Origin of the sequence: Mesobacillus sp. MER 48, assembly GCF_023714225.1 — a bacterium.
Classification (GTDB): Bacteria; Bacillota; Bacilli; order Bacillales; family Cytobacillaceae; genus Mesobacillus; species Mesobacillus oceanisediminis_A.
Genome location: NZ_JAMAUR010000009.1, coordinates 88,071 through 111,356, shown reverse-complemented (window position 1 = coordinate 111,356; position 23,286 = coordinate 88,071). Strand labels below are relative to the sequence as shown.

The 23,286-nt window shown below is 44.1% G+C and carries 20 protein-coding genes; 5 read left to right on the top strand and 15 right to left on the bottom strand.

Annotation, left to right across the window (positions count from 1 at the left end):
• Both M3593_RS21295 and acsA read right to left on the bottom strand, forming a co-directional pair.
• A partial coding sequence (locus M3593_RS21295; protein ID WP_251544729.1) for a transposase occupies positions 1-266 on the bottom strand: 266 nt, incomplete at its 3' end.
• Positions 267-579: 313 nt separating this feature from the next.
• Positions 580-2,298, bottom strand: coding sequence for an acetate--CoA ligase (gene acsA / locus M3593_RS21290; RefSeq protein WP_144477270.1), 1,719 nt, complete (start codon positions 2,296-2,298; stop codon positions 580-582).
• Between the two features lie 225 nt (positions 2,299-2,523).
• Between acsA and M3593_RS21285 the strand changes: the two genes are divergently transcribed.
• From M3593_RS21285 to M3593_RS21275, 3 genes are read left to right on the top strand one after another with little or no spacing between them, the layout of a single operon-like run.
• Positions 2,524-3,156 (top strand): GNAT family N-acetyltransferase, encoded by a 633-nt coding sequence (locus tag M3593_RS21285; protein WP_144477268.1) that lies wholly within the window; start codon positions 2,524-2,526, stop codon positions 3,154-3,156.
• Between the two features lie 39 nt (positions 3,157-3,195).
• Positions 3,196-3,843 carry an acetoin utilization AcuB family protein gene (locus tag M3593_RS21280; protein WP_144477265.1) on the top strand — a complete coding sequence of 216 codons (648 nt, stop codon included), beginning with the start codon at positions 3,196-3,198 and terminating at the stop codon, positions 3,841-3,843.
• Positions 3,840-5,012: an acetoin utilization protein AcuC gene (locus M3593_RS21275; protein WP_251544730.1), complete on the top strand. Its 1,173-nt coding sequence runs from the start codon at positions 3,840-3,842 to the stop codon at positions 5,010-5,012. Before M3593_RS21280 ends, M3593_RS21275 begins: the two co-directional genes overlap by 4 nt.
• Before the next feature lie 375 nt (positions 5,013-5,387).
• On the opposite strand, the gene ccpA is transcribed toward M3593_RS21275, so the two are convergent.
• Positions 5,388-6,386 (bottom strand): catabolite control protein A, encoded by a 999-nt coding sequence (gene ccpA / locus M3593_RS21270; protein ID WP_144477259.1) that lies wholly within the window; start codon positions 6,384-6,386, stop codon positions 5,388-5,390.
• Positions 6,387-6,645: 259 nt separating this feature from the next.
• On the bottom strand, positions 6,646-7,719 hold the full coding sequence (locus tag M3593_RS21265; protein WP_251544731.1) for a bifunctional 3-deoxy-7-phosphoheptulonate synthase/chorismate mutase: 1,074 nt from the start codon (positions 7,717-7,719) through the stop codon (positions 6,646-6,648).
• Positions 7,720-8,091: 372 nt separating this feature from the next.
• Here M3593_RS21265 and pilM point away from each other — a divergent pair, with 372 nt between their 5' ends.
• Positions 8,092-10,251 (top strand): pilus assembly protein PilM, encoded by a 2,160-nt coding sequence (pilM, locus tag M3593_RS21260; RefSeq protein ID WP_251544732.1) that lies wholly within the window; start codon positions 8,092-8,094, stop codon positions 10,249-10,251.
• A 23-nt stretch (positions 10,252-10,274) separates the two neighbouring features.
• Here pilM and ytxJ read toward each other — a convergent pair whose 3' ends face one another.
• The 3 genes from ytxJ to M3593_RS21245 form a co-directional block, all read right to left on the bottom strand.
• Positions 10,275-10,604 carry a bacillithiol system redox-active protein YtxJ gene (ytxJ, locus tag M3593_RS21255; protein ID WP_251544733.1) on the bottom strand — a complete coding sequence of 110 codons (330 nt, stop codon included), beginning with the start codon at positions 10,602-10,604 and terminating at the stop codon, positions 10,275-10,277.
• 166 nt (positions 10,605-10,770) lie between these two features.
• Positions 10,771-11,253, bottom strand: a complete 483-nt coding sequence (locus M3593_RS21250; protein WP_251544734.1) for a YtxH domain-containing protein — start codon at positions 11,251-11,253, stop codon at positions 10,771-10,773.
• A gap of 17 nt (positions 11,254-11,270) precedes the next feature.
• Positions 11,271-11,750, bottom strand: coding sequence for a DUF948 domain-containing protein (locus tag M3593_RS21245; protein WP_144477247.1), 480 nt, complete (start codon positions 11,748-11,750; stop codon positions 11,271-11,273).
• 1,001 nt (positions 11,751-12,751) lie between these two features.
• On the opposite strand from M3593_RS21245, the gene M3593_RS21240 reads away from it, so the two are divergent.
• Positions 12,752-13,867 carry an aminopeptidase gene (locus tag M3593_RS21240; protein ID WP_144477244.1) on the top strand — a complete coding sequence of 372 codons (1,116 nt, stop codon included), beginning with the start codon at positions 12,752-12,754 and terminating at the stop codon, positions 13,865-13,867.
• Positions 13,868-13,922: 55 nt separating this feature from the next.
• Here the strand turns inward: M3593_RS21240 and M3593_RS21235 are convergent, their stop codons facing one another.
• The 8 genes from M3593_RS21235 to M3593_RS21200 all read right to left on the bottom strand — a co-directional run bounded on the left by M3593_RS21235 (position 13,923) and on the right by M3593_RS21200 (position 23,240).
• Complete coding sequence (locus M3593_RS21235; RefSeq protein ID WP_144477241.1) at positions 13,923-14,132, bottom strand: hypothetical protein; 210 nt, start codon at positions 14,130-14,132, stop codon at positions 13,923-13,925.
• Positions 14,133-14,186: 54 nt separating this feature from the next.
• Positions 14,187-15,488 (bottom strand): UDP-N-acetylmuramate--L-alanine ligase, encoded by a 1,302-nt coding sequence (gene murC, locus M3593_RS21230; RefSeq protein ID WP_144477238.1) that lies wholly within the window; start codon positions 15,486-15,488, stop codon positions 14,187-14,189.
• 263 nt (positions 15,489-15,751) lie between these two features.
• The gene (locus M3593_RS21225; protein ID WP_144477235.1) at positions 15,752-16,852 is read right to left on the bottom strand and encodes a nicotinate phosphoribosyltransferase; all 1,101 of its coding nucleotides are present in this window, start codon (positions 16,850-16,852) and stop codon (positions 15,752-15,754) included.
• A gap of 83 nt (positions 16,853-16,935) precedes the next feature.
• The gene (locus M3593_RS21220; RefSeq protein WP_251544735.1) at positions 16,936-20,319 is read right to left on the bottom strand and encodes a DNA translocase FtsK; all 3,384 of its coding nucleotides are present in this window, start codon (positions 20,317-20,319) and stop codon (positions 16,936-16,938) included.
• A gap of 205 nt (positions 20,320-20,524) precedes the next feature.
• On the bottom strand, positions 20,525-21,319 hold the full coding sequence (locus tag M3593_RS21215) for a DUF1444 domain-containing protein (RefSeq protein WP_251544736.1): 795 nt from the start codon (positions 21,317-21,319) through the stop codon (positions 20,525-20,527).
• An 85-nt stretch (positions 21,320-21,404) separates the two neighbouring features.
• Complete coding sequence (locus M3593_RS21210; RefSeq protein ID WP_251544737.1) at positions 21,405-21,719, bottom strand: thioredoxin family protein; 315 nt, start codon at positions 21,717-21,719, stop codon at positions 21,405-21,407.
• A gap of 321 nt (positions 21,720-22,040) precedes the next feature.
• Positions 22,041-22,544: a hypothetical protein gene (locus M3593_RS21205; RefSeq protein ID WP_144477225.1), complete on the bottom strand. Its 504-nt coding sequence runs from the start codon at positions 22,542-22,544 to the stop codon at positions 22,041-22,043.
• Positions 22,545-22,721: 177 nt separating this feature from the next.
• Positions 22,722-23,240, bottom strand: a complete 519-nt coding sequence (locus tag M3593_RS21200; RefSeq protein WP_251544738.1) for a DUF84 family protein — start codon at positions 23,238-23,240, stop codon at positions 22,722-22,724.
• Between the last annotated feature and the right edge of the window lie 46 nt (positions 23,241-23,286).

The following is a 23,286-nucleotide window of genomic DNA, read 5'->3' as shown; positions in this document are numbered from 1 at the left end:
AGCCACATGAAAATAATGTTCTCTGTTAGCTGTTTGGCGATTTGTCGAGAGGAATAAATCCGGGTGGCATATGCATAAAGAATGACTTTTAGCATCATTTGAGGATGGTAAGGCGGCCGGCCTCCACTAGGATAAAGAGAGAGAAAGATTTTTGGGTTCATCTGGTCGACGGCAAGATCAATCAATCGGGCAAGGTGCTCTTGAGGAATCAATACTTGAATGTCCATTGGAAGGGTCAATTGGTTTGTGTTATAATTTTTGTACAAGAAAATCTCTCCTTCTGTTTGTTTTGTTGTGGTGACTTAATTATAACAAAAGAGGGATTTTCTTGTATTTTTTTGCGTAAAAAATGAATTAGAAACCTGAGTTGATTGGAGTGGAAGGCGCGTAGACTCCTGCGGCGCAGCTGGTCAGGTGAGACCCCGCAAGAGCGAAGCGATGAGGAGGCTCAGCGCCAGCCCCGCGGAAAGCGAAGCGCCTGGAACGGAAATCAACGGACTATTTTTACAAGCAGTCTAAAAAATAAAGAGGGTGCCCAAAAGTTTATACTTTTGGGACACCCTCTTTTTAACGGTTCAATTAATCTTCCATTGTAGACAGGTCGCCGGTTGGAAGGTCAAGTTCCCATGCCTTCAACACGCGGCGCATGATTTTACCGCTTCGTGTCTTAGGAAGCTTATCGCGGAATTCGATTTCACGAGGTGCTGCATGTGCTGCAAGACCTTTTTTCACGAATTGGCGGATTTCTTCGATCAACTCGTCAGATTGCTCATAACCGTCACGCAATGCGATGAACGCCTTGATGACTTCGCCGCGGACTGGGTCCGGCTTGCCGATGACACCTGCTTCAGCGACTGCAGGGTGTTCAACGAGCTTGCTTTCTACTTCAAATGGTCCGACACGCTCACCTGAGGTCATGATGACATCATCGATCCGTCCCTGGAACCAGAAGTATCCATCCTCATCCATGTATGCTGAGTCACCGGAAACATACCAGTCGCCAGGCATGAAATACGATTCATACTTCTGCGGGTTGTTCCAGATTGTGTGCATCATCGATGGCCAGCCTTTTTTGATTGCCAGATTGCCCATTCTGTATGGAGGCAGTTCATTTCCCTGGTCATCAACGATTGCCGCTTGAACACCTGGGATTGGCTTACCCATTGAACCAGGCTTGATTTCCATGCTTGGGTAATTACAGATCAGCTGTGCACCGGTTTCAGTCATCCACCAAGTATCATGGATGCGCAGGTTGAACACTTTCATTCCCCATCTGACTACCTCAGGGTTCAGCGGTTCACCAACACTCAGGATATGGCGCAGACAGCTCAGGTCGAATTTTTTCACGACCTCATCCCCCGCACCCATCAGCATCCTGAAGGCCGTCGGAGCACTATACCAGACAGTCACTCCGTACTCTTCAATCATCTTGTACCATGTCTCAGGATTGAAACGCCCGCCAATAATTACATTTGACGCTCCTGCAAGCCATGGTCCGAAGATTCCGTATGAAGTCCCTGTTACCCATCCTGGATCCGCTGTGCACCAGTAGACATCCTCTTCTTTAAGGTCTAGAACCCATTTTGCGGTCTGGTAATGCTGGATCATCGCATTATGGACGTGCAGTACCCCTTTTGGCTTTCCAGTTGAACCGGAAGTGTAATGCAAAATCAGTCCATCCTTGCGGTCAACCCATTCGATATCCAGCTTTTTGCTTGCTTCAGAAAGCTTTTGTTTAAAATCAATATACCGATCATTAGCTTCCAGGTTGTCACCAACAAGAAGAATATGCTTCAAGTCTGGCAGCTCATCGACAGGAACACGTTCCAGCAGCTCAGGTGTCGTGACCAATACCTTTGCACCGCTGTCTTGAAGCCTGTCCCGGACAGCTCCCTCCATGAACGCTTCAAATAATGGGCCTACGATTGCACCAAGTTTTACCGCCCCGAGAACTGCAAAATACAGTTCTGGAGAACGAGGCATAAAGATAAATACGCGGTCCCCTTTTTCCACATCCGCGTATGTTTTAAATACGTTACCAGCTTTATTGGTAAGTTCCTTCATTTCTTTGAAGGTATATTTTTCCTTGCGCACCCCATCCTGATAATATAGCGCAATCTTATTTTTTCTGAAACTTTCTGCATGGCGGTCAATTGCTTCATATGCAATGTTGACCCTTCCTGTATCAGACCAGGAAAACTCTTTTTCAGCTTCACCCCAATCAAATTGGCCATGAAGCTCTTCATAATTTTTTAAGTTATGATTCCCTTGCGTCACTGGCAGCGCTTCCACTTTCATGTATCCATCCCCCTTGGCTTATTTATTTAAAATACATTATAGTATAAAAATTCGATTTTCTCAATTTTTAAAATATTAGTAGAAAAGAAAGTCTGGTTTCCCTGCCAGCTTTTTCTGCTGATAAAGTCCTTGTCTAAAAACAGAAAATTTTGTGAAAGCGCTTTTATTTGTTAGATTTTATGTATAATAGAATTATCGTTTTAATTGTTGACGGGTGGTGACTGAATGGAACATAAAAAGACTTATAACGCAAAAGAACTGAAGACTCCTCATGGCCGTTTGATCATTGAAGGCCCGATTTCTCCTGAAAAACTGGCAAGCTATGAATTCCACGAAGATTTGGTGGCTTTCCGGCCTCCAGCCCAGCAGCACAAGGCGCTGGTTGAGATTTCCGGTCTGCCTGAAGGACGGATCATTGTGGCTCGTTCAGGGCATATGATCGTCGGCTATGTAACTTATCTGTATCCAGACCCGCTTGAGAGATGGTCTGAGGGAAAAATGGAAGATTTGATCGAACTTGGTGCAATCGAGGTCATACCTGAATTTCGCGGGTGCTCAGTCGGCAAGAATTTGCTGATGGTTTCCATGATGGATGACGCGATGGAAGATTATATCATTATAACTACTGAATATTACTGGCATTGGGACCTGAAAGGAACAGGGCTCAATGTATGGGAATATCGAAAAGTCATGGAAAAAATGATGAATGCAGGCGGTCTTGTCTGGTACGCGACAGATGATCCTGAAATCAGTTCGCACCCGGCAAACTGTCTTATGGCACGGATTGGCAAGAGAATTCCCCCTGAATCTGTGCAAAAGTTTGACCAACTGCGGTTCATGAACCGTTTTATGTATTAAAGCTTAAAAGATACCTCATCAGTCAAGGAGGAAGGAATTATGATCGTCGAGGAAATTATGAAAAAGAACGTCACGACGCTTTTTCCTGAAGATACCATTGCAGCCGCGATCAAACTGATGGCGGAAAATAAAATTCGGCATATTCCCATAGTGAATAAGGACCACGCAGTGATCGGACTCGTTTCCGATCGCGATATCAAGGATGCTGCCCCGTCGGTTTTCCACTGGGATGAACATAAGGGGGAGCTTGATAATCCGGTAAAATCAATTATGACCACAAATGTGATCACCGGGCACCCTTTGGATTTCGTCGAAGAAATATCAGCTGTGTTCTATGAACATAATATCAGCTGCCTTCCAATCATCAATGACAGGAAGCTGGTAGGTATTGTAACAGAAACAGATCTGCTGCATACGCTTGTAGAGCTTACAGGCGCCCACCAGCCCGGCTCCCAGATTGAAGTAAAGGTTCCCAACAAAGCAGGCATGCTTTGCGAGATAGCATCCTTGATCAGTATGCGGAAGGCAAATATCCAAAGTGTACTTGTCTACCCTGACCAAAAAGATGAGCGGTACAAAATCCTCGTTGTAAGGATTCAGACGATGAATCCAATCGCAGTGATCGAGGATCTGAAAAAAGCGGGACACCAAGTACTCTGGCCTAATCTCCCGGGTGTTTCATCATGACCGACCGCTCTGTGTTTGTCTTTTCAGACGAGCTGCTGAACTACCGGTTCAGCAGCAACCATCCTTTTAACCAGATGCGGTTGAAGCTTACGCTGGATTTATTGCGTAAAATCGGCGCAATTGAGGACAGTCAGATTGTTGCGCCACGGATGGCCACGGATGAGGAACTTCACCTCGTCCATGATCCCAATTTTGTAAACGCTGTTAAGCTTGCCGGCCAGGGAAAGCTTAAAGCTGAAACCGCGGAAGGATATGGACTGGGAACGGAAGACACGCCGATTTTTGACAATATGCATGAAGCAAGTGCTTTGCTTGTTGGCGGCACGCTGACGGCAGTGGATTATGTGATGAACGGAAAGGCTGATCATGCTTTGCACCTAGGCGGAGGCCTTCATCATGGGTTCCGCGGCAAAGCTTCGGGCTTCTGCATTTACAATGACAGTTCTGTTGCGATTAAATACCTGCAGAAAAAATACAATGCACGGGTATTATATATCGATACCGATGCCCATCACGGCGATGGCGTTCAATGGTCATTCTATGATGACCCGAATGTATGCACATTATCGATCCATGAAACCGGCCGCTATCTTTTCCCCGGTACAGGCAATGTGAATGAACGCGGGCAGGGCAAAGGCTACGGGTATTCTTTCAATATCCCGGTCGATGCTTTCACAGAGGATGACTCATGGCTTGATGCCTATCGAACATCACTGATTGAAATAGTCGAATTCTTCAAGCCTGATGTCATTCTGACGCAAAATGGTGCGGATGCCCACTATCTTGATCCATTGACCCATCTGTCGGCAACGATGAAAATCTATCGGGAAATTCCCAAGCTTGCCCATGAGGTTTCCCATAAATATTGCAGTGGCAAGTGGATTGCGGTTGGCGGCGGAGGCTACGACATTTGGCGCGTGGTACCAAGAGCCTGGTCACTGATCTGGCTTGAGATGATTGAAAACTCAAACTGTTATGGCAGTTTGCCGCAGGAATGGATCGATGAATGGAAGGATCAGGCACCTGTTGAATTGCCGCTTGAATGGGATGATCCAGAAAACTTATACCCGCCAATCCCGCGAAAACCGGAAATTACAGAAAAGAATGCCCAGACAGTCGAGAAAGCATTATATCCAATCCGCTCTAATAAAAAATCAGAAACTGTGTAAGTGCGAAACCGGGTGTTTGTATCCCGGTTTTTTGTTTTACAGAAGGGAGATATGCTGCAGGCAAGGTCGACATTTCGAGTTGGTCGAAAAAACTTGAAATGTGGTCGAAAAAACCGAAAATGTGGTCGAATTAATTTGAAATGTGGTCGAAAAAACTGAAAAAGTGATCGAATTAATTTGAAAAGTGATCGAATTAATTCAAAAAGTGGTCGGCTTACTTTAAATTGTAGGCGTTAAGGTTAAATAAAAGCAGCCGAGACTTTCATTGGTTAGTGCTGTATCAGAAGATTTGGCAGTATTTTTTTATATCACGTTGGATTTCACGTAATTTTGCTTAAAAAAGCCCCTTGCATTTGCTGCAAGAGGCTGCTCAGATTATTTCGTTGAATCCCTGTTTTCGATCCGGTGTGGCAGGACGACGATATTCTCATCCACTTTTTCTTTGTTCATGTATTTCGTCAATAAGCGCATGGCAACTGCTCCGATATCGTATAAAGGCTGGACAACCGTTGTAAGCTGAGGGCGTACCATTAATGTCAATCTTGTATTGTCCGAAGCGATTACTTCGAAATCTTTTGGAACGCTGTATCCTCGGTCAAAAGCACCGTGGATGACTCCAAGTGCCATTTCATCCGACCCGACCAGGATTGCTGTTGGCTTCTTGTCGAGCTCGAGGATTCTTTCAATTGCCTCGAGACCTGAATCATACGTATAATCTCCCTCGACCACAAGCTCTTCGTTATACTGAATTCCTGCGTCTTTTAATGCACGCTTGTATCCTTCAAGCTTTTTATCCTTGTTGATTGGCTCCAGCTGCGGCCCAATCACGAATGCAATTTCCTTATGGCCTTTTTCTACAAAAGTAGAAACTGCATCGAATGTCGCCTGCTCATAGTCGATATTTACAGATGGTATTTCACCTGTTTCCTCGATTGAGCCTGCGAGGACGATTGGCACTGGTGACTTTTTGAATTCCTCAACATGTTCTTCCTTAATATTGCCACCCATGAAAACAATTCCATCAACTTGTTTGCCAAGCATAGTGTTCAGCAAATGCAGCTCTTTTTCAATGTTTTGGTCAGAGTTGCTCAAGATAATATTGTATTTATACATTGTAGCAATATCTTCGATTCCCCTTGCCAGCTCCGCAAAAAACGGGCTTGCAATATCGGGAATGATTACGCCGACAGTTGTTGTCTTTTTGCTTGCCAGTCCGCGTGCAACCGCATTCGGACGGTAGCCAAGACGGTCAATGACCTCCATGACTTTCTTTCTTGTTGCTGGCTTAACATTCGGGTTTCCATTGACAACACGTGAAACCGTTGCCATTGAAACGTTCGCTTCCCGTGCAACATCATATATTGTAATATTCATCTATTTCACTCCTTAAGGTAATAAACGGCACTTTTCGCTTAGTTTACAGCAAAAATTGAAACTATAATCATTTTTTGAGTTTGTGATTATATGTACAAGTTTAATTATGTTATTAATCATACGATATCCACAACAATCCCGCAATCTGAACATCTTATTTTTATATATTTTTATTGCGATCAGGATATTGTCTTCTTTTTAAGTTACCCCTAATTGCTCAAGAAAAAAACCTTCCTTTTTAAAGGAAGGTTTCTGAACTTTACACTCTTACGAATGGAGTGGATTTTAATCCCTCTAAAAATTCATCAAACTGTTTAAGATCCATTTGCTGTGCGTTATCCGACAAAGCGACTGCTGGATCTGGATGCACCTCTGCCATGACGCCATCTGCTCCGATTGCCAGTGCGGCTCTAGCTGCCGGCAGCAATAAATCCCTTCTGCCAGTTGAGTGGGTAACGTCCACCATGACCGGCAGATGTGTTTCCTTTTTCAGGATAGGCACTGCGGAAATATCAAGCGTATTCCGGGTAGCTTTTTCATATGTCCGGATTCCGCGCTCGCATAGAATGATTTGGCCATTTCCCTGTGCCATGATGTATTCAGCGGCATTAATGAATTCTTCAATCGTAGCGGCAAGCCCGCGTTTTAATAAAATCGGCTTGTTCACTGCCCCTGCTGCTTTAAGAAGCTCGAAGTTTTGCATATTGCGGGCACCGATCTGTATGACATCCAGATAATCCACGGCAATTTCAATGTCAGCAGGTGTGACGATTTCACTGATGACAGCTAGATCATACTCATCCGCAACTCTTTTTAAAATCTTCAGTCCTTCGACACCTAATCCCTGGAAGTCATAAGGTGAAGTCCTTGGTTTAAAAGCACCGCCGCGAAGCAACTTGAAGCCTTTCGCTTTAACTGCTTCCGCCACTGTGGCTACTTGTTCATATGACTCGACTGAACATGGACCGAAAACAAAGTCCGGAGTTCCATCGCCAATTTTCAATCCTTTAATATCTATTATCGTATCTTCAGGCTTTTTCTTCCTGGAAACAAGAAGAGCTTTGCGGTGGTCATCTGATTGAAGTTCAAGTCCGGCTTTGAAAATTTCCTTGAAGATATGCTCAATCGTGGAATTTTCAAAAGGACCATTATTGCTTTCCTTGATCAAATCGAGCATTTCTCGTTCACGAACAGGGTCATAACGATAGACGCCCTGTGTTTCTTTTGCACGGCCAATTTCCTGGACGAGCAGGGCTCTTTCATTAATTAATGAGAGAAGCTCTAAATTCAATTCATCCACACGATTCCTAAGCTGGTCAAGATTTTTTGTCATTTTCCTTCCCGTCCTTTCGAAATTCATTTTAGCCCTACCTTTAAGAATCATCAAGAAAAGAACACCAGGTTCTTTTAATGCCAGGATGAGAAACAGTGATCACCTGAATCTTCTTTATAGCGATAGAGTTGTATGGTGCTTTTTTAATATCGTCGGCTTTCTGGAGCCCTGGCCTAAAGCAAAGGCATCAGAGACCGATAATATTAAGAGGGCCTTATGTAAAGAGCCTCATGTACTGTGGTTAAGCTATACAATATAATAAAAGTAATTATATCTGAAAAAAATATCGTTGTCACGCATTTTTCTTTAATAATTAAACGCTTTTAAGCGATAAAGCATCATATGATACTTTAAGTTAGAGGGTGCACAAATTTGCAAGTTAATAATAAACTATTTGCGTTAGATATCGGGACGCGTTCCGTAGTGGGAATCATCCTGGAAGAAACTGATGGACATTATGAAGCAATCGAAATCATAATCCGTGAACACAAGGATCGAGCGATGCTGGACGGCCAGATCCATGACGTCCTCTCCGTATCAGACATCATTTCTGAAATCAAAGAAGAATTGGAAGTTACACATGGCCCGTTATCCAAGGTTTGTGTGGCTGCAGCCGGCCGCGCCTTGAAAACAGAACGTTCAAAAGCAATTATCGATATTTCTGGCAATCCGATGTTTTCGAAGCAAGATATCCTCCATCTTGAACTAAGTGCTGTCCAGCTTGCACAAGCTGCCGTAGCTGGAGAAAAAAGCAATGATCTGGGACATCACTATTATTGTGTCGGATATTCTGTGCTTTATTACCAGCTTGATGGAGAAGTAATCGGGAGCCTGATCGATCAGCGCGGATCAGAGGCTTCTGTTGAAATCATTGCAACCTTCCTTCCTAAAGTGGTCGTGGAGTCACTGCTTGCCGCTTTGGATCGGGCTGGTCTGGAGATGGACGCCCTGACACTCGAACCGATTGCCGCAATCAATGTATTGATACCTGCTTCAATGAGAAGATTGAACGTTGCCCTCGTTGATATCGGTGCGGGGACATCAGATATCGCGCTCACGGATTCAGGGACTGTAATCGCGTATGGAATGGTGCCAGTTGCCGGAGACGAAATAACTGAAGCTGTCAGCGATGAATTCCTGCTCGACTTCCCTCTTGCTGAAAAAGCAAAGCGGGAGCTGCTCGAAAATGAATCCATTACCATTACCGACATACTTGGGTTCGAGACTGTCATCAGCAAAGAGGAAGCGATCGAAAGGATCACCCCTGCGATTGACCGCCTGGCAGAAACGATCGGTGATGAAATCCTGAGATTGAATAACGATAAATCACCAAAAGCAGTCATGCTTGTCGGTGGGGGCAGCCTGACACCTGATTTGACCAGAAGGCTTGCAAACAAGCTGAACCTGCCGGACAACAGAGTTGCCATCCGAGGTCTTGATGCCATCTCATCTGTTTCATTTGCGAGCCATATCGCGAAAGGACCCGAGCTTGTCACGCCAATCGGAATCGCGATTGCGGCAAGACAATCCCCTGTCCAGTATCATACGGTATACGTGAATGGACAGCCGGTGAGGCTTTTCGAAGTCAATAAATTGACCGTAGGAGACTGTCTGCTGGCCGCAGGCATCAAAATGAATAAGCTGTACGGCAAACCGGGACTTGCGATGATTGTCAGCCTGAATGGCAAGAATGTGACCATACCCGGCAAACATGGGCAGCCACCTGTTTTACTGAAAAATGATATACCTTGTACTTTTGATGATCAGGTGGATGGAGGCGATCAGCTGACTGTCGAGAAGGGTCAGGATGGTGTCAGAACAGCGCTGACACTCGAAGATTTGATTGGAGAGCTTCCTGCCAAAACTATCATCCTCAATGGAGAAAGGTATGAAATAAGGTCAAAATTGACCTGCAATGGCCTGCGTGTCCCGATTTCACAGCAAGTTGCCGACAGGGACGAAATCAGCTTTGAGATGGCAGACACAATTGAAGACGCACTGAAGGAACTCAATCAGGCAGAAATCCTTAGGGATACACGCCCTTTCTATGTCAAGATTGACGGGAAGGAACAAAAGATTGCGGAGTTCATGGGAAAAATTCATGTGAATAATGTGCCAGCCAGCCTGAATAATAAATTTGACCACCTTGATACGATACGCTTTGAAAAGGGAACAGAACCCACACTCCGAAGACTTACAGAGTTACTTGGCATACGGGCGATGGACACTATGCCTATCTTCTTTAATGGACAGCAGATCCAGCTGGAGCACGAAATAACAGCGTTCGTCAGGGAAGGTACCAGGATTGGGATGGACGAGCAAATCTTTAACGGAGACCAGATTACTACAAAACAAAAAGAGGTGCAGCCATTCATATTCCAGGATGTTTTCAATTTTGCCCAAATCGATATTCCCAAGGAGACACGCGGATTCACTTTGTTGAAAAACGGTGATAAAGCAGCGTTTGACGATTGTCTTGCACCAGGGGACGAGTTAAACATCACTTTTGAAAATCCGGTCAGTATAAAGTAAAAAACATCCTTTCGGATGTTTTTTTACTTTAGATTCTCTTCTTTTGCCGCAGACAGCGATTTTGCCGTGATTTTAAAGTGAGAAGCATGCCAAGCGACATCAGAATTGACAAATAGAATAGCCTGTGGCGATTCATGCTTAACATGGAATTTCTCGGCAATATGGTTTGAAAGATCGCGGGAATCCTGGACAGTTAAATAATATAATTGGCCGTTGCTTTTTTGCTCGAACTTGGCAAACTCATCATACCCAGCTGCGCTGATTGGACAGGTTGTGCTGTGCTTCAGCATGAAGAACGTTTCACCCGAATCGACAAGCTTATCGAATTCTTCAATGGAATTAATTTTTTGCATCCTACTCTCTCCTTTTTCATGGCTCTGATCGCTTTGCCTATTTATCATTCCTGATGATTCGCGAATACTTTGCAGAACGTTGAAGTGATTATCTATGCGAAAAAAGCTCTTTAAATAAAAATAAACGGTGAAGTAATCTTACCACTTCACCGTTTACATGACAAACTTACTGATTCAGTTTGCTTTCTGTTTCATCAAAAGCCTTTTGTGTTTCTTCAAGCTTTTTCTGAATTTCTTCTCCAGTGGCCGTATGCGTATTATCCATGGAGCTTGTCTCTGCCATGGAAGTTGGCACTTCCTGCAGCGGGTCTTCCTCGGAAACAGAAGAAGATGTTCCGTCCTGGTTTTTCATGTCCTTCACTTTGTTAACAAGATTAGAAGACTGCTGTGTCACAGTTTCTTTTAGCCCGCCTGCCTTCTCCTTCGCTACAGAAGCTAGATCCACGCCCTTGGTTTTAAGTGTTGAAGTTTGCTCATTGAGCGATCCACGCAACTCTTTCCCTGACTTCGGAGCCAGCAATAATGCCGCGATTGCCCCGGCAAGGCCGCCAACAATCGCACCAGTAACAAAATCTCTGGAATTGCTGTTATTACTGTTACTGTCCCTCATTGATCCATTAACATCATATTGACTTTGTTCCCTGTTCATTTTATCTCCACCTTTCATTAATACCTAACTCGTTCTCTTTGCCTCGCTACCATCTCTTCGCCTTCCATTTGATGGTCAATTCGTGCTGTTTTTTTTGACTGCCATTTGTCCTTCAACTCAAGGAATACATTGCTCCACTGAACAACCTGTGAAATCTTGTCCTTATTCCTGTCAATCTGAAGGTCAACCATTGTTTGAACATTATGGATCGATTGGTTGAATCTCTGAACAGAATTTCCTACATCCTTCACAGCATTAATGACACCGTTCAAGCTCTCAGATTTTCTGGAAATATCGTCAGCCAAATTGTTTGTTTTATGCAGAAGCTCCGTTGTTTCACGAGTCACACCATCCAACTGCTTCTCCAGGCCATCAAGCGTGCCTGACACACTGTCTAAAGTTGTTTGCAAAGATTTTAGAGTTTTGGATAATGAAACTACCAAAACTAAGAATGCGATTGCTATTACCGCAACACTTAAATACAAAATAATTTCCACTGTTGAACACCTCCGTTAGCATATGTACATTTTACCCAGCATAAGGCGACGTAAACCACCTTGTCCATTAACTATTTCAATAGACACATCCCCTTTTCCTTCCTCTCTTAGCATATCTTTCTACAACATAAAATTCCAGTTAAGTGATTATATATATTTAAGTTTTGCAGGAAGATAATATGGTTAAAAAGTGGGATTTCTTGCATTGCTGATAGCTTTCTGGGCATCCCTGTTTGAGGTGCGAAGCTGAATTTAACAGGTTTTCTCATATATCTGCTCAACCTGTCAAGATTCCATGCCTTTTTTGACAGCTTTTCCACTTTCCCTGCTCAACCTGTCAAGATTCTCTGCTTTTTTTGACAGCTTTTCCTCTTCACCAGCTCAACCTGTCAAGATTCTCTGCTTTTTTTGACAGCTTTTCCCCTTCACCCGCTCAACCTGTCAAGATTCCATGCTTTTTTTGACAGCTTTTCCTTTTCACCCGCTCAACCTGTCAAGATTCCATGCTTTTTTAGACAGCTTTTCTCCTTAACCAGCTCAACCTGTCAAGATTCTCTGCTTTTTTTGACAGCTTTTCCTCTTCACCCGCTCAACCTGTCAAGATTCCATGCTTTTCTTGACAGATTTTCTCCTTAACCAGCTCAACCTGTCAAGATTCTCTGCTTTTTTTGACAGCTTTTCCTCTTCACCCGCTCAACCTGTCAAGATTCCACGCTTTTCTTGGTAGCTTTTCCACTTTTCCTGCCCAACCTGTCAAGATTCCATGCTTTTCTTGACAGCTTTTCCGCCTATCCAACTCAACCTGTCAAAATAAACTGCTGATTCTGACAGCTTCCCTCCTTCTCGAGTCCAACCTGTCAAAATCCCATGCTTCTTTTAACAGATGTTTCCCTTTACCAATCCAAACTGTCAGAACTCTTGAAAGGAATTGAGCACAAATTTCGGCGTTTCGGTTACAATATGATTATGTGTTAAATTTTACATACTTAGGAGTGATTCATTTGAAAGACCCACGTATACAGAAGCTGGCGAAAAACCTGATCAATTACTCTGTCAAGCTTCAAAAAGGAGAAAAAGTCCTGATTGAGAACTTCGGCCTTCAGCGTGAGCTTGTTACGGCCCTTGTAAAAGAAGCCTACGAGGCTGGCGGTTATCCCTTCGTATCCTTGAAGGACCACCAGGTGGACCGGGCGCTGCTTATGGGTGCTCAGCAGGAGCAGTTTGATATGATTGCTGACTTTGAAGCCAATGTAATGAGTAAAATGGATGCGTACATCGGGCTGCGTTCTGGAGATAACATCAACGAGCATGCTGATGTCCCGGCAGACAAAATGAAAATCCATGGCAGTACAGTCGGCAAAAAAGTCCATCGGGATATTCGCGTTCCAAAAACGAAATGGGTTGTCCTACGCTACCCGAACTCAGCAATGGCACAGCTTGCTAAAATGAGCACGGAAGCTTTCGAGGACTTCTATTTCGATGTCTGCAACCTCGATTATGGCAATATGGACAAGGCAATGGACAGCCTTGCAGAGCTGATGAATCGCACAGACAAGGTAAGAATCACTGGACCAGGGACAGACCTGACTTTCTCCATCAAGGATATCCCGGCAGTTAAATGTGCCGGCGAGCTGAACATTCCAGATGGCGAAGTTTATACAGCACCTGTACGCGATTCGGTCAATGGTGTGATTACATACAATACTCCTTCCCCTTACCAGGGTTTCACCTTTGAAAATGTGAAGCTGACCTTCAAGGATGGAAAAATCGTGGAAGCGACTGCGAATGATACAGATCGCATCAACAAGATTTTCGATACCGACGAAGGAGCAAGGTATGTTGGAGAATTTGCGATTGGCGTGAATCCATACATCCTCCACCCGATGCAGGACATCCTGTTCGATGAAAAAATCGATGGAAGTTTCCACTTCACACCAGGACAATGCTATGATGATGCATTCAATGGCAATCATTCCAACATCCATTGGGATATGGTCAATATTCAGCGTCCAGATTACGGCGGCGGAGAGATCTATTTCGATGATGTCCTGATCCGAAAAGACGGCCGATTTGTCATTCCGGAATTGGAAGGCTTGAATCCCGAAAACCTAAAATAACAACAAAAAAGGATGCGGCTCACTTGGCCGCATCCTTTTTTAGTATCAGTAAGTATTAATTTTTTTCTTTGAGAATTGTCCAGCTCCAGCGTCTAGCCCCTCGAGACGCTTGTCTGGTGTCGCCTCCTAGAAACTCCGAAACTTCAACTCCGCCCGCAGAAGCAAAAAGCGCTTCTTTGTCGGAGTCTCCAGTTTCTGCGTTTCTGTACAGTCGGCTATACTTTTCGATTTCGGTCCTGCCAATGAAGTCAAAGAACGACTTCACTGTCAGGCCCTCCAGCGTTTGTCGGGGCTGACCAAGGCGCTTACGCTTTTCGCGTTACACTTGCAATTGTTTTTCATATGCTTCCTGGAACTTCTGGATATCGCCTGCACCCATAAACAGGATGACTCCATTGTCATGCTCCTTCAGCAATGTTGTATCATCTTCTGTGATGATTTCAGCGTCATCGATTTTATCTTTAAGATCCGTAATCGATAGTTTTCCATGAATCTCACGGGCTGAGCCGAAGATTTCGCAAAGATAAACCTTATCTGCCTTGTTTAGGCTTTCGGCAAACTCATTCAGGAATGCCTGTGTCCTTGTAAAGGTATGCGGCTGGAATACAGCAACAATTTCACGATCCGGATACTTTTGCTTTGCCGCATCGATTGTTGCTTTGATTTCTGTCGGATGGTGTGCGTAATCATCAATGATGATCTGGTCGGCAACCTTCTTTTCAGAGAATCTTCTTTTAACCCCTTCGAAGGTTTCAAGCTGTTCCTGGATGACCTTTGAGTCGATGTTCTCATAATGGCATAATGCAATGACACCAAGTGAGTTCAGCACATTATGGTCTCCAAATGCCGGAATCGAGAACGTGTCATAGAACGTATTCCGGACAAAGACATCAAAGGTAGTCCCACTTGTTGATTTAATGATATTCCGGGCCTGGAAATCATTTTCCTCCCCAAAGCCATAAAATACGACTGGCACCTTCGCCTGGATTTTTTGAAGCTGTTCATCGTCACCACATGCGAAAATACCCTTTTTGACCTGCCATGACATCTCCTGGAAAGCCGAGAAGACATCCTCGATATTGGCGAAGTAATCCGGGTGGTCGAAATCGATATTCGTCATGATCGCGTAATCAGGGAAATAGGATAGGAAATGGCGGCGATACTCACAGGCCTCAAATACAAAGTATTGAGCATCCTTATCACCTTTCCCGGTTCCATCACCAATCAGGAAGGATGTTGGTTTGGCACCCCTCATTACATGCGCAAGCAAGCCTGTAGTCGACGTTTTGCCATGTGCCCCTGTAACCGCCACACTCGTGAAGTTCTGCATAAAATCACCAAGGAAACGGTGGTATCTGATGATCGGAAGGCCGAGTTTCATTCCTTCCTGAATTTCTTCGTGGGTATCCGGATAGGCATTGCCGGCAATGATTGTCATCCCAGGCTGTATATTTTCCTTATTAAACGGAAGGATCTTTATTCCAGAATTCTCAAGGGCAACCTGGGTAAAAAAGTGCTTGTCATAATCGGAGCCCTGTACCTGATAATCCATATCATGGAGAACTTGAGCCAAAGCACTCATTCCAGACCCCTTTATACCTACAAAATGGTAAATAGTCATATAAAGAACCTCCAACAACGTCTGTATGTAACACAGTATATGACAGATATCCTGTTTTGCTCATTTAGCCTGTCTCCCTTAAGAAACTGCCGCACGAGCCAACTTAATCTTATCTATCTTATCTCTCATGTATTGAATCATTATAACATCATTACTGTAAATTACACAGTTTCATTCTTATTTCAAAATTATTATAGAAAATGGCAACATGGATAAATGCACTTTTTCCCTAAGTGAGTTTCTTTTAAACTTCTGTGCCGCGATTAGAATTCAACTTTTTCAAGACGAGGGTTTGGCCTGAACCTTCTCCCAGATTTCGCCTGATGTTTTCCATTCAGCATCACATTGTCACCGGTAAAACCAATCTTCAATTTTAAAAGGCTGCCGCCTACTCCATACATGTCGACTGGAACATTATGCTTTTCGAACTCAAGGATCCTTTTTTCACTGAAGCCGCCGCTGACGACAATTTTCACATGTTGAAAACCTTCATCATCAAGTGCTTTCCTTAAGGCGAAAATCAATTCAGCATTCACACCGCGAGGATCAAACGTTCCAAGCAGATGCTGGTTCCTGAGGAAATACTGGTCGATCATTGTACGAGAAGTGTCAACCCTTACTCCTTTTAACTTTTCCCCAAATTCCCTCGCGACTTTCAATGAATCTGTAACCGCGTCATTATTATAATCCACCAGAGCAATCAGATCATCTTGAGGAAATGTTTCATGATAAGCCTTGGTTGCTGCCAGGATATCACCGTCGAACATCTGGATTAAAGCATGAGGCATGGTTCCCATCCCCTGCTTGCCCCACCATTCGTTCATCGCGTGTGTGGCCTGTGCTGTGGCTCCTCCAATGTAGGCAGCATACCCATCTCCGGCTTGTGTCGTATAATGATCATCACGGTCCCCCATGAAAATCACCGGCTTTTGCTTGCCTGAATGGCTTGCAGCCTTGACGACATTATAAACATTCGTTGCTACAGATGTCCTTCTGGCCAGGATGCCGTCAATGATTCCTTCAAGATAACCGAAACTCTGGTAAGGACCTGTAATGGTCAGGACCGTTTCGAATGGAGAAATTTTATCTCCATCCTTAAGTGAGTAAATCTCAAGTTCCTCAGGATGGTCGGCAAATGTTTTTACCAGGGCGATGACTTCATCTGTCCCGCACAGGACTGCCTCATCTTTTTGAAAAAATTGCATGGTGATGATATTGTCTTCCTGGTATTTCTTCACTAGCTCTTGAGTCTTGAGAAAATACACGGCTGAAAACCAGCCATCCCGGATCCTTTCATCAAACTTGAATGTATGATTGGTCAGGCGGCTGATTTTCCCCTGCATTTTCAATTCAATTTCTTTCATCCAAAAAGCTCCTTCAATAACAACCCAACTTCTATATCAGTTATTCCTTATTATAAGTACATGCTAATAAAGAATACCATTTATTAATTGAATGTACTAGTTTCCTGGAGGGACTCAAGGTCCGAAGCCGTAATAAGGACGTCCCTTGGCTTGCTTCCCTTGCCTTCAGAAATGAACCCTTGCTGCTCCATCATCTCAATCAGTCTTGCCGCACGGTTATATCCGATTTTGAAACGGCGCTGGACACTTGAAGTAGAAGCGCCTCCCTGATCGATGACAAATTCGCATGCTTCATAAAAGAGTTCATCTTCGTCTTCAGTCACCTGGGCTTTTTTCAGCAGTTCATCCTGTTCAAACAAGTATTGCGGGTCCCGCTGCTCCCTGACAAAAGCAACAATGTCATCAATCTCATTGTCCGTAACGAATGTACCCTGCAGACGGAATGGCTTGGATGAACCATTTTCTAGGAACAGCATATCCCCGCGGCCGAGAAGCTTTTCGGCTCCGCTGATATCAATGATCGTTCTTGAGTCCACCTGTGAGGAAACAGAGAACGCTATTCTTGTTGGGACATTCGCTTTAATCAATCCTGTAATGACGTCAACAGATGGACGCTGTGTCGCAATGATTAAGTGAATACCGCAGGCACGCGCTTTTTGGGCAATCCGGCAAATCGCCTCTTCGACATCACCAGGAGCCATCATCATCAAATCTGCCAGCTCATCGATGACAATGACGATATACGGAAGCTTATCAGAAAACCTGCGATGCTTCTCGGCAAGTTCATTGAACCTGCTGATATCACGGACACCTGTATGTGCGAACAATTCGTAACGGCGTTCCATTTCCTCAACTGCCCACTTGAGCGAGGCTGTCGCTGCTTTTACATCAGTGATGACCGGGCTTACTAGATGAGGAATTCGGTTGTAAGGTGCCAATTCAACCATTTTCGGGTCAATCAGCAGCAGCTTCACCTCATCTGGATGGGCCTTATAAAGCAGGCTGACCAGCATCGTGTTGATGCAGACACTCTTTCCTGACCCGGTCGCACCGGCAATCAATCCGTGCGGCATCTTTTTCAGGTCAGTGACGATTGGATTTCCGGCTATATCAAGTCCCAGAGCAACCGACAACGGAGATTCAAGATCCATAAACCCTGCTGACTGCAAAATCTCACTCAATAATACCGGTCTGCTCGTATGGTTCGGCACCTCGATCCCAATCGTGTGCTTCCCAGGTATCGGCGCTTCAATCCGGATATCCTTTGCCGCAAGGCTTAGCTTGATATCATCTGATAGATTGGTAATTTTATTGACTTTTACTCCAGGTTCGGGCTGTACCTCAAATCTGGTAACAGATGGTCCCTGCGTCACGTTGACCACTCTTGCGCCAACATTGAAATTCCTCAGAGTTTCATTGAGCATATGTTCCTGTTCTGCAAGCCATTCCGGGTCTGGAGCCTTGAACACAGGCGGATTCAACAAATCAAGCGGAGGGAAGTCATATACCGCTGCCGGACGGACTTCAGAAGGACCATCCGAAATTCGGCCTGCTTTTTCTTCAGCCATAACCGAAGGTTGTGCCAACTCTTCCGCCGGCTGGCTTGTATGCATTTTTACCCCTTGTGCTTCTTGTACTAGTACTGTGACCACTTTCTCCTGTGCTGCTGGTTCTGCATTACGTTCGAACGACTGTGCATCCGTCCTTGTCTCGACTGGATGTGCCTCACGTTCGAACGACTGAGCATCAGCACTTCCCTCGACTGGCTGTGCCTCACGCTCGAATGACTGAGCAACAACGCTTCCCTCGACTGGATGTGTCTCACGCTCGAACGACTGAGCAACAGCGCTTCCCTCGACTGGATGATTTCCCTGCGTGACACTGTTCGCAGAAGAGGTCACAACTAATGAAGATTCCTCAGTTTCTGCCTCTGGATGGACTTCGTTCATTTCTTCAGTTGGCTGCTTTTGTGCATCAGCTTTTCGGCCATCTGTCATGAAAGAAGGATATTTAGACATATTGCGTGCTTCCCATTTCCTTTTATCCTGCTTAAGCATGAGGACATTGAAAGGAAGCTGCCTTTTCGGTTCTGCCGTTTTTTCCTCCTCCTGCTGGAGGTCTTGATCCGTTACAGGCTCTTCGGATGAGTTCTCAGATAGAAGAGTTTCCTCTTCTTCATAAGGCTGAACTGTCTCAGTGTAAGAAATCGCCTCTTCTGCTGTGTTTGCCTGAGGGACATTTTCTTGTTTTGCCTCTGCGAAGGTTTGATGATCCTTCTCTTTAGGATTTTCAGATGATGGAGCAGTCAGCTCTATCGCTCCCTGTACTTTCTCAGCATCATCCTCATGATGTACGAATACTTCTGACTCTTCACGAACCACTGCCGACACATGTTCGTTTTGACGAGGAGTCAGTACATCTGTAAGTTCATTGACCGCTACGGATTCAGCCGGGAGTTTAACGTCTTCTTCAAGTTCATTCCCTTTTGCGAAAACTTGATGATCGTTCACTTCACCACGAAGGATTACATCAAGTGCTTCTGTTTCGAGATTGAATTGAGCAATTTCATCCTCTATTTCAGGTGTCTTGATGTCCTGGGTTTCTGCAAGATCATCTTCTATGTAGTGATCTTGCTCCAGAAGTTTTCCCTGCATTTCAATCTGGGCTGGCTGTTCTAGCAGGACGCATTCCTGCTTTTCAATTTGGTCTGCCTGCTCTAGCAGAACTTCCTCCTGCTTTTCTATCTGGGCTGGCTGCTCTAGCAGAATACCTTCCTGCTTTTCCGTTATCATTGGCTGTTCTGGCTGAATCGGCTCTTTTTGGATAAAATCGATATCACTTCGTATGGGTTGTGATGCTTTGTTTTCCTGTGCCTTTTCAAACCCCGTCAATTCATACTCTACATCTTCCAGGCTCTTTTGATTCTGCTCTTTCCTTGGCGGCCTGTTGAATGCATAAATCGGAGATGGAATTTCTGTTGGCTTGAATGGCTGCGTGAATTTCGGTTTGCTGTCTTTTCGCGGTTCATATCGGAATTTCGAAGCAGCTTCCTCTGTTCTTCCAGTCTTCAATGGTTCCTTCACTTTTTCCGCTCGTTTTGTTCTGTGTGTGTCCTTAGTGTCCTCTACAGATTTTCGGCGCGGTCTTTGGTTGGAATCCTGCCGGGGGATACTGTCATTTTTAAAGCTGAACGAGCCTTTTTCATTGATAAAAGGCTTTATTTCTTCAACCGGGCCAACCCTTTCTTTCCGTTCTTTTCGCGGAGTCTCATTCCCTGGGTTACCATCGGGAATCAAAGGGAACCGGAACTGCCCCTTTGGATACTGGTACAATACCTTTGCCTCCAGATCTTTCTTTTGGCTGCGATTTTGTTTGTCTAGTTTTTGTAATGGTTGTTCTCTCTCAATATCATCAAATTCATCATCATCATTTTGGAACATCGTAAAAATTCTTTTAATCCAACTCAATTTAAATCACTCTTTCTTTCGCATTTCATTCTTTATTTTAACAGTAAATCTATATTTTTCGAGATAAATTGAAAGAATGAGCATTTTTTACGAGAAGAATTCTCCGGAGAGAATCAACTTTAGGCTCAGATATTTACAAAACATTACATCAGAAGTACATAAAGGAAAAAAGCCCGTATTATCGGGCTTTCATCTCCTGTCTATTCTATTCCTTTTTTGTTTTGCCCAAAATAAAGATTGGTTCCAATTCACCGTCATCATACAAAAAGCTTAAGGCTGTAATCGGTACCCTTCCACTCGCAAAAAAGCTCATGGTCATCTGGGCCAAGATATCATAGCCTGTGTTGTTCTCCACATCAGCGATGATCAGGACATCCTGGTGGGGAACGGCCACAGCCATGGTCCCCTTCATTCTTTTCTTCATTTCATTCAAAAAGCTCGTATTCAAGATTCGGCTCGCATCATATCCGTCATTGGTATTGAGGAAATAAAAGGTGTTATCAGCCACACGGTCCTCTTTAAGCTTGACGGAAAGTGAACGGACATTGAACAAAGCCGTCTCACGAACCTGGCCCTCTGACCATCCTTCTTTTTTCAAAAGCTTTGAATCAATCAGTCTGTATGTAGTGCCTAAATCCAAAGCATAATAGATCTTAGTTTCAGCGGTATGATCATCATATAGGAAAGGTGTCCCTTCCTCTGCTTCCGATGGAAATGACGTTGAGCGGATGACTGGGAAAATGTTCTTTTCTTTGCCTGACAGCTCAAGCTGGCTTTCCATCGCATTTAAGCCTTCCGAAACATAGTAGACCACTTCATCAATCGCCTTTTCCTTCTGATCCTGCCACTTGGCGACAATCCCGGGCAGGGCAATCGTGATGCCGCGTCCAGTGTTTTTATTTTCAATCCTTAACTGATCTTTTTCCCGGTCATAGGAAAAAGTCCGGTCAGGATGCTGCAGGCGTTTTTCAAGCTCTTTACGCATTTTTCTGCTGTCCACTGTAGTATCCCTCCACTTCTCCAGGAGTTTCTGCAACCCATTTTACATGAAATTTCCCTCCACCTCAAAAGATGGAGGGAAAGAATTAAGCAAGACCTTCAATAAAGTTTTCGATTTCACCCTGTGTCTTCCTGTTCTTGCTGACAAAACGGCCAAGCTCATTGCCATTTTCAAATGCGATGAAGCTTGGGATTCCGAAGACATCAAGCTGGATGCATAAATCGATGAAGTCATCCCGATCGACAGAGACAAATTCATAGTTGCTGTACTTGCTTTCAATTTCAGGCAAGACTGGCTCGATCACACGGCAATCCGGGCACCAGCCAGCCGTAAATAAAAATATATGTTTTCCATCGTTTTTCAACGTTTCGAATTGTTCCATAGACTCCAAGGTTTTCATATTGGTACCTCCCGGTTAAATCTCATTTTACTGTTCTTATTGTACCCATGCATGATAAAAAAAGAAACTAATCTGATTACGAGAAGGGATTCTTACCCACACCTGCAATTGGCGGCAATTGTGTAAGTATAAGAAGATAGGGGGGAGACAACTTAGGTAAAAAAATACTATAAGGAGTTTGAACACGACTCTACTTCGGACAGCTTTCACGTGAAATTGCAAAAACCTGTCCGAACCCTGCTCTACTTTGTATAGCTTTCACATGAAAAAACAAAAAGCTGTCTGAACTTATATTAGCTTCAGACAGCATAGGGTCGAGGTTTATTTTACTTTCACAGAATTCGCGATTTCCATCATGGCTTCTGCATCTTCTTTTACGTTTTCGGTTTCTGTGGTCAGCTTGACACCGCCGATACCGACAATTAACTGATACTGATTTTCCTTCAGCTGCTTGACCAGCATATAGCCAAATTTGCCATTTTTACTGAATGTCTCATTGGCGTCCCATTCTTTCTGCTGCTTGACAGTAGATTCATAGACCACTTTACTGTCTTCTTTCTCGTGTTGGTTATAGAAAAGAATATATGTTTTTGAGCCATTATTGAACAGGACATTATTTGGCGTTTCCTCTTCCACTTTAAACTCGGATGGCAAGTAATACTCTATGTCTTTAGTACTATTATTCGTTTTCTCAGGCTGAGTTTCAAATGTATTTGAAACTTCTTTTTTTATTTCAGCCTTTTGCTCTGAAAACTGGGCAGAACAACCGCTCAGCAGAATTACTCCTACTATAACGAGCCCAAATGCCCTACTGAACTTCATCATACTTTTTTCCCCCTTGCTAAGGACTTAACCACTCCTTTTCTATCATACCTTGCTTGTTTGATGGGTGACAAGACTTCTCAAGCATTTTTTGTTGGAAATTAAGATATTTTTCAGAAATTTGTCGATAAATCTTTATATTCGCCATTTTTTATATCAAAACTATAAAAGACAGCCTCTTTAGACTGTCTTATCCGTATTATATTCATATTGTCCAGCGAGCAGTTTCATGACATGAGTGAACATTTCGCTTCGGTCGATTTGTCCATTTGTAAAGATCCCGATAGCTCCTTCATTTTTACGGACATTTTGTTTTTTTGCGTAATCGTCCATCACTGGCCCGAGTTCGGAACCTGCCAACAATTGCTGTGCTACTTCATCCGGAAGCGGAATCCTGGCTCCTCCCGCAATGATCGGCTCCATCCCTTTCACTGCCAAAGCTCCCCAATTGCATAGCATTAGTCCGTATGGAGTTTGCTGGACTCCTCCTTCGAGGCCAATGCCAATTCCTGCTTCTCCTTTTTCGGCAGCCTCGATGGCTCTGTTGACAGCACCTCTGATGGTTTCCTCATCTGACATTGGCTGGTCGCTTACCCCAGATTCAGCATCTATTGAGACAATCTCATAATCTGTTCCTTGAAACGCTGCCTTAACTGCATTGATTTTTGCCGGATTCTTTGAACCTACTGCCACTTTCATATCCATTTCCACCTTTCATCCATGAAAAAGGAGCAGTGATCAGCTG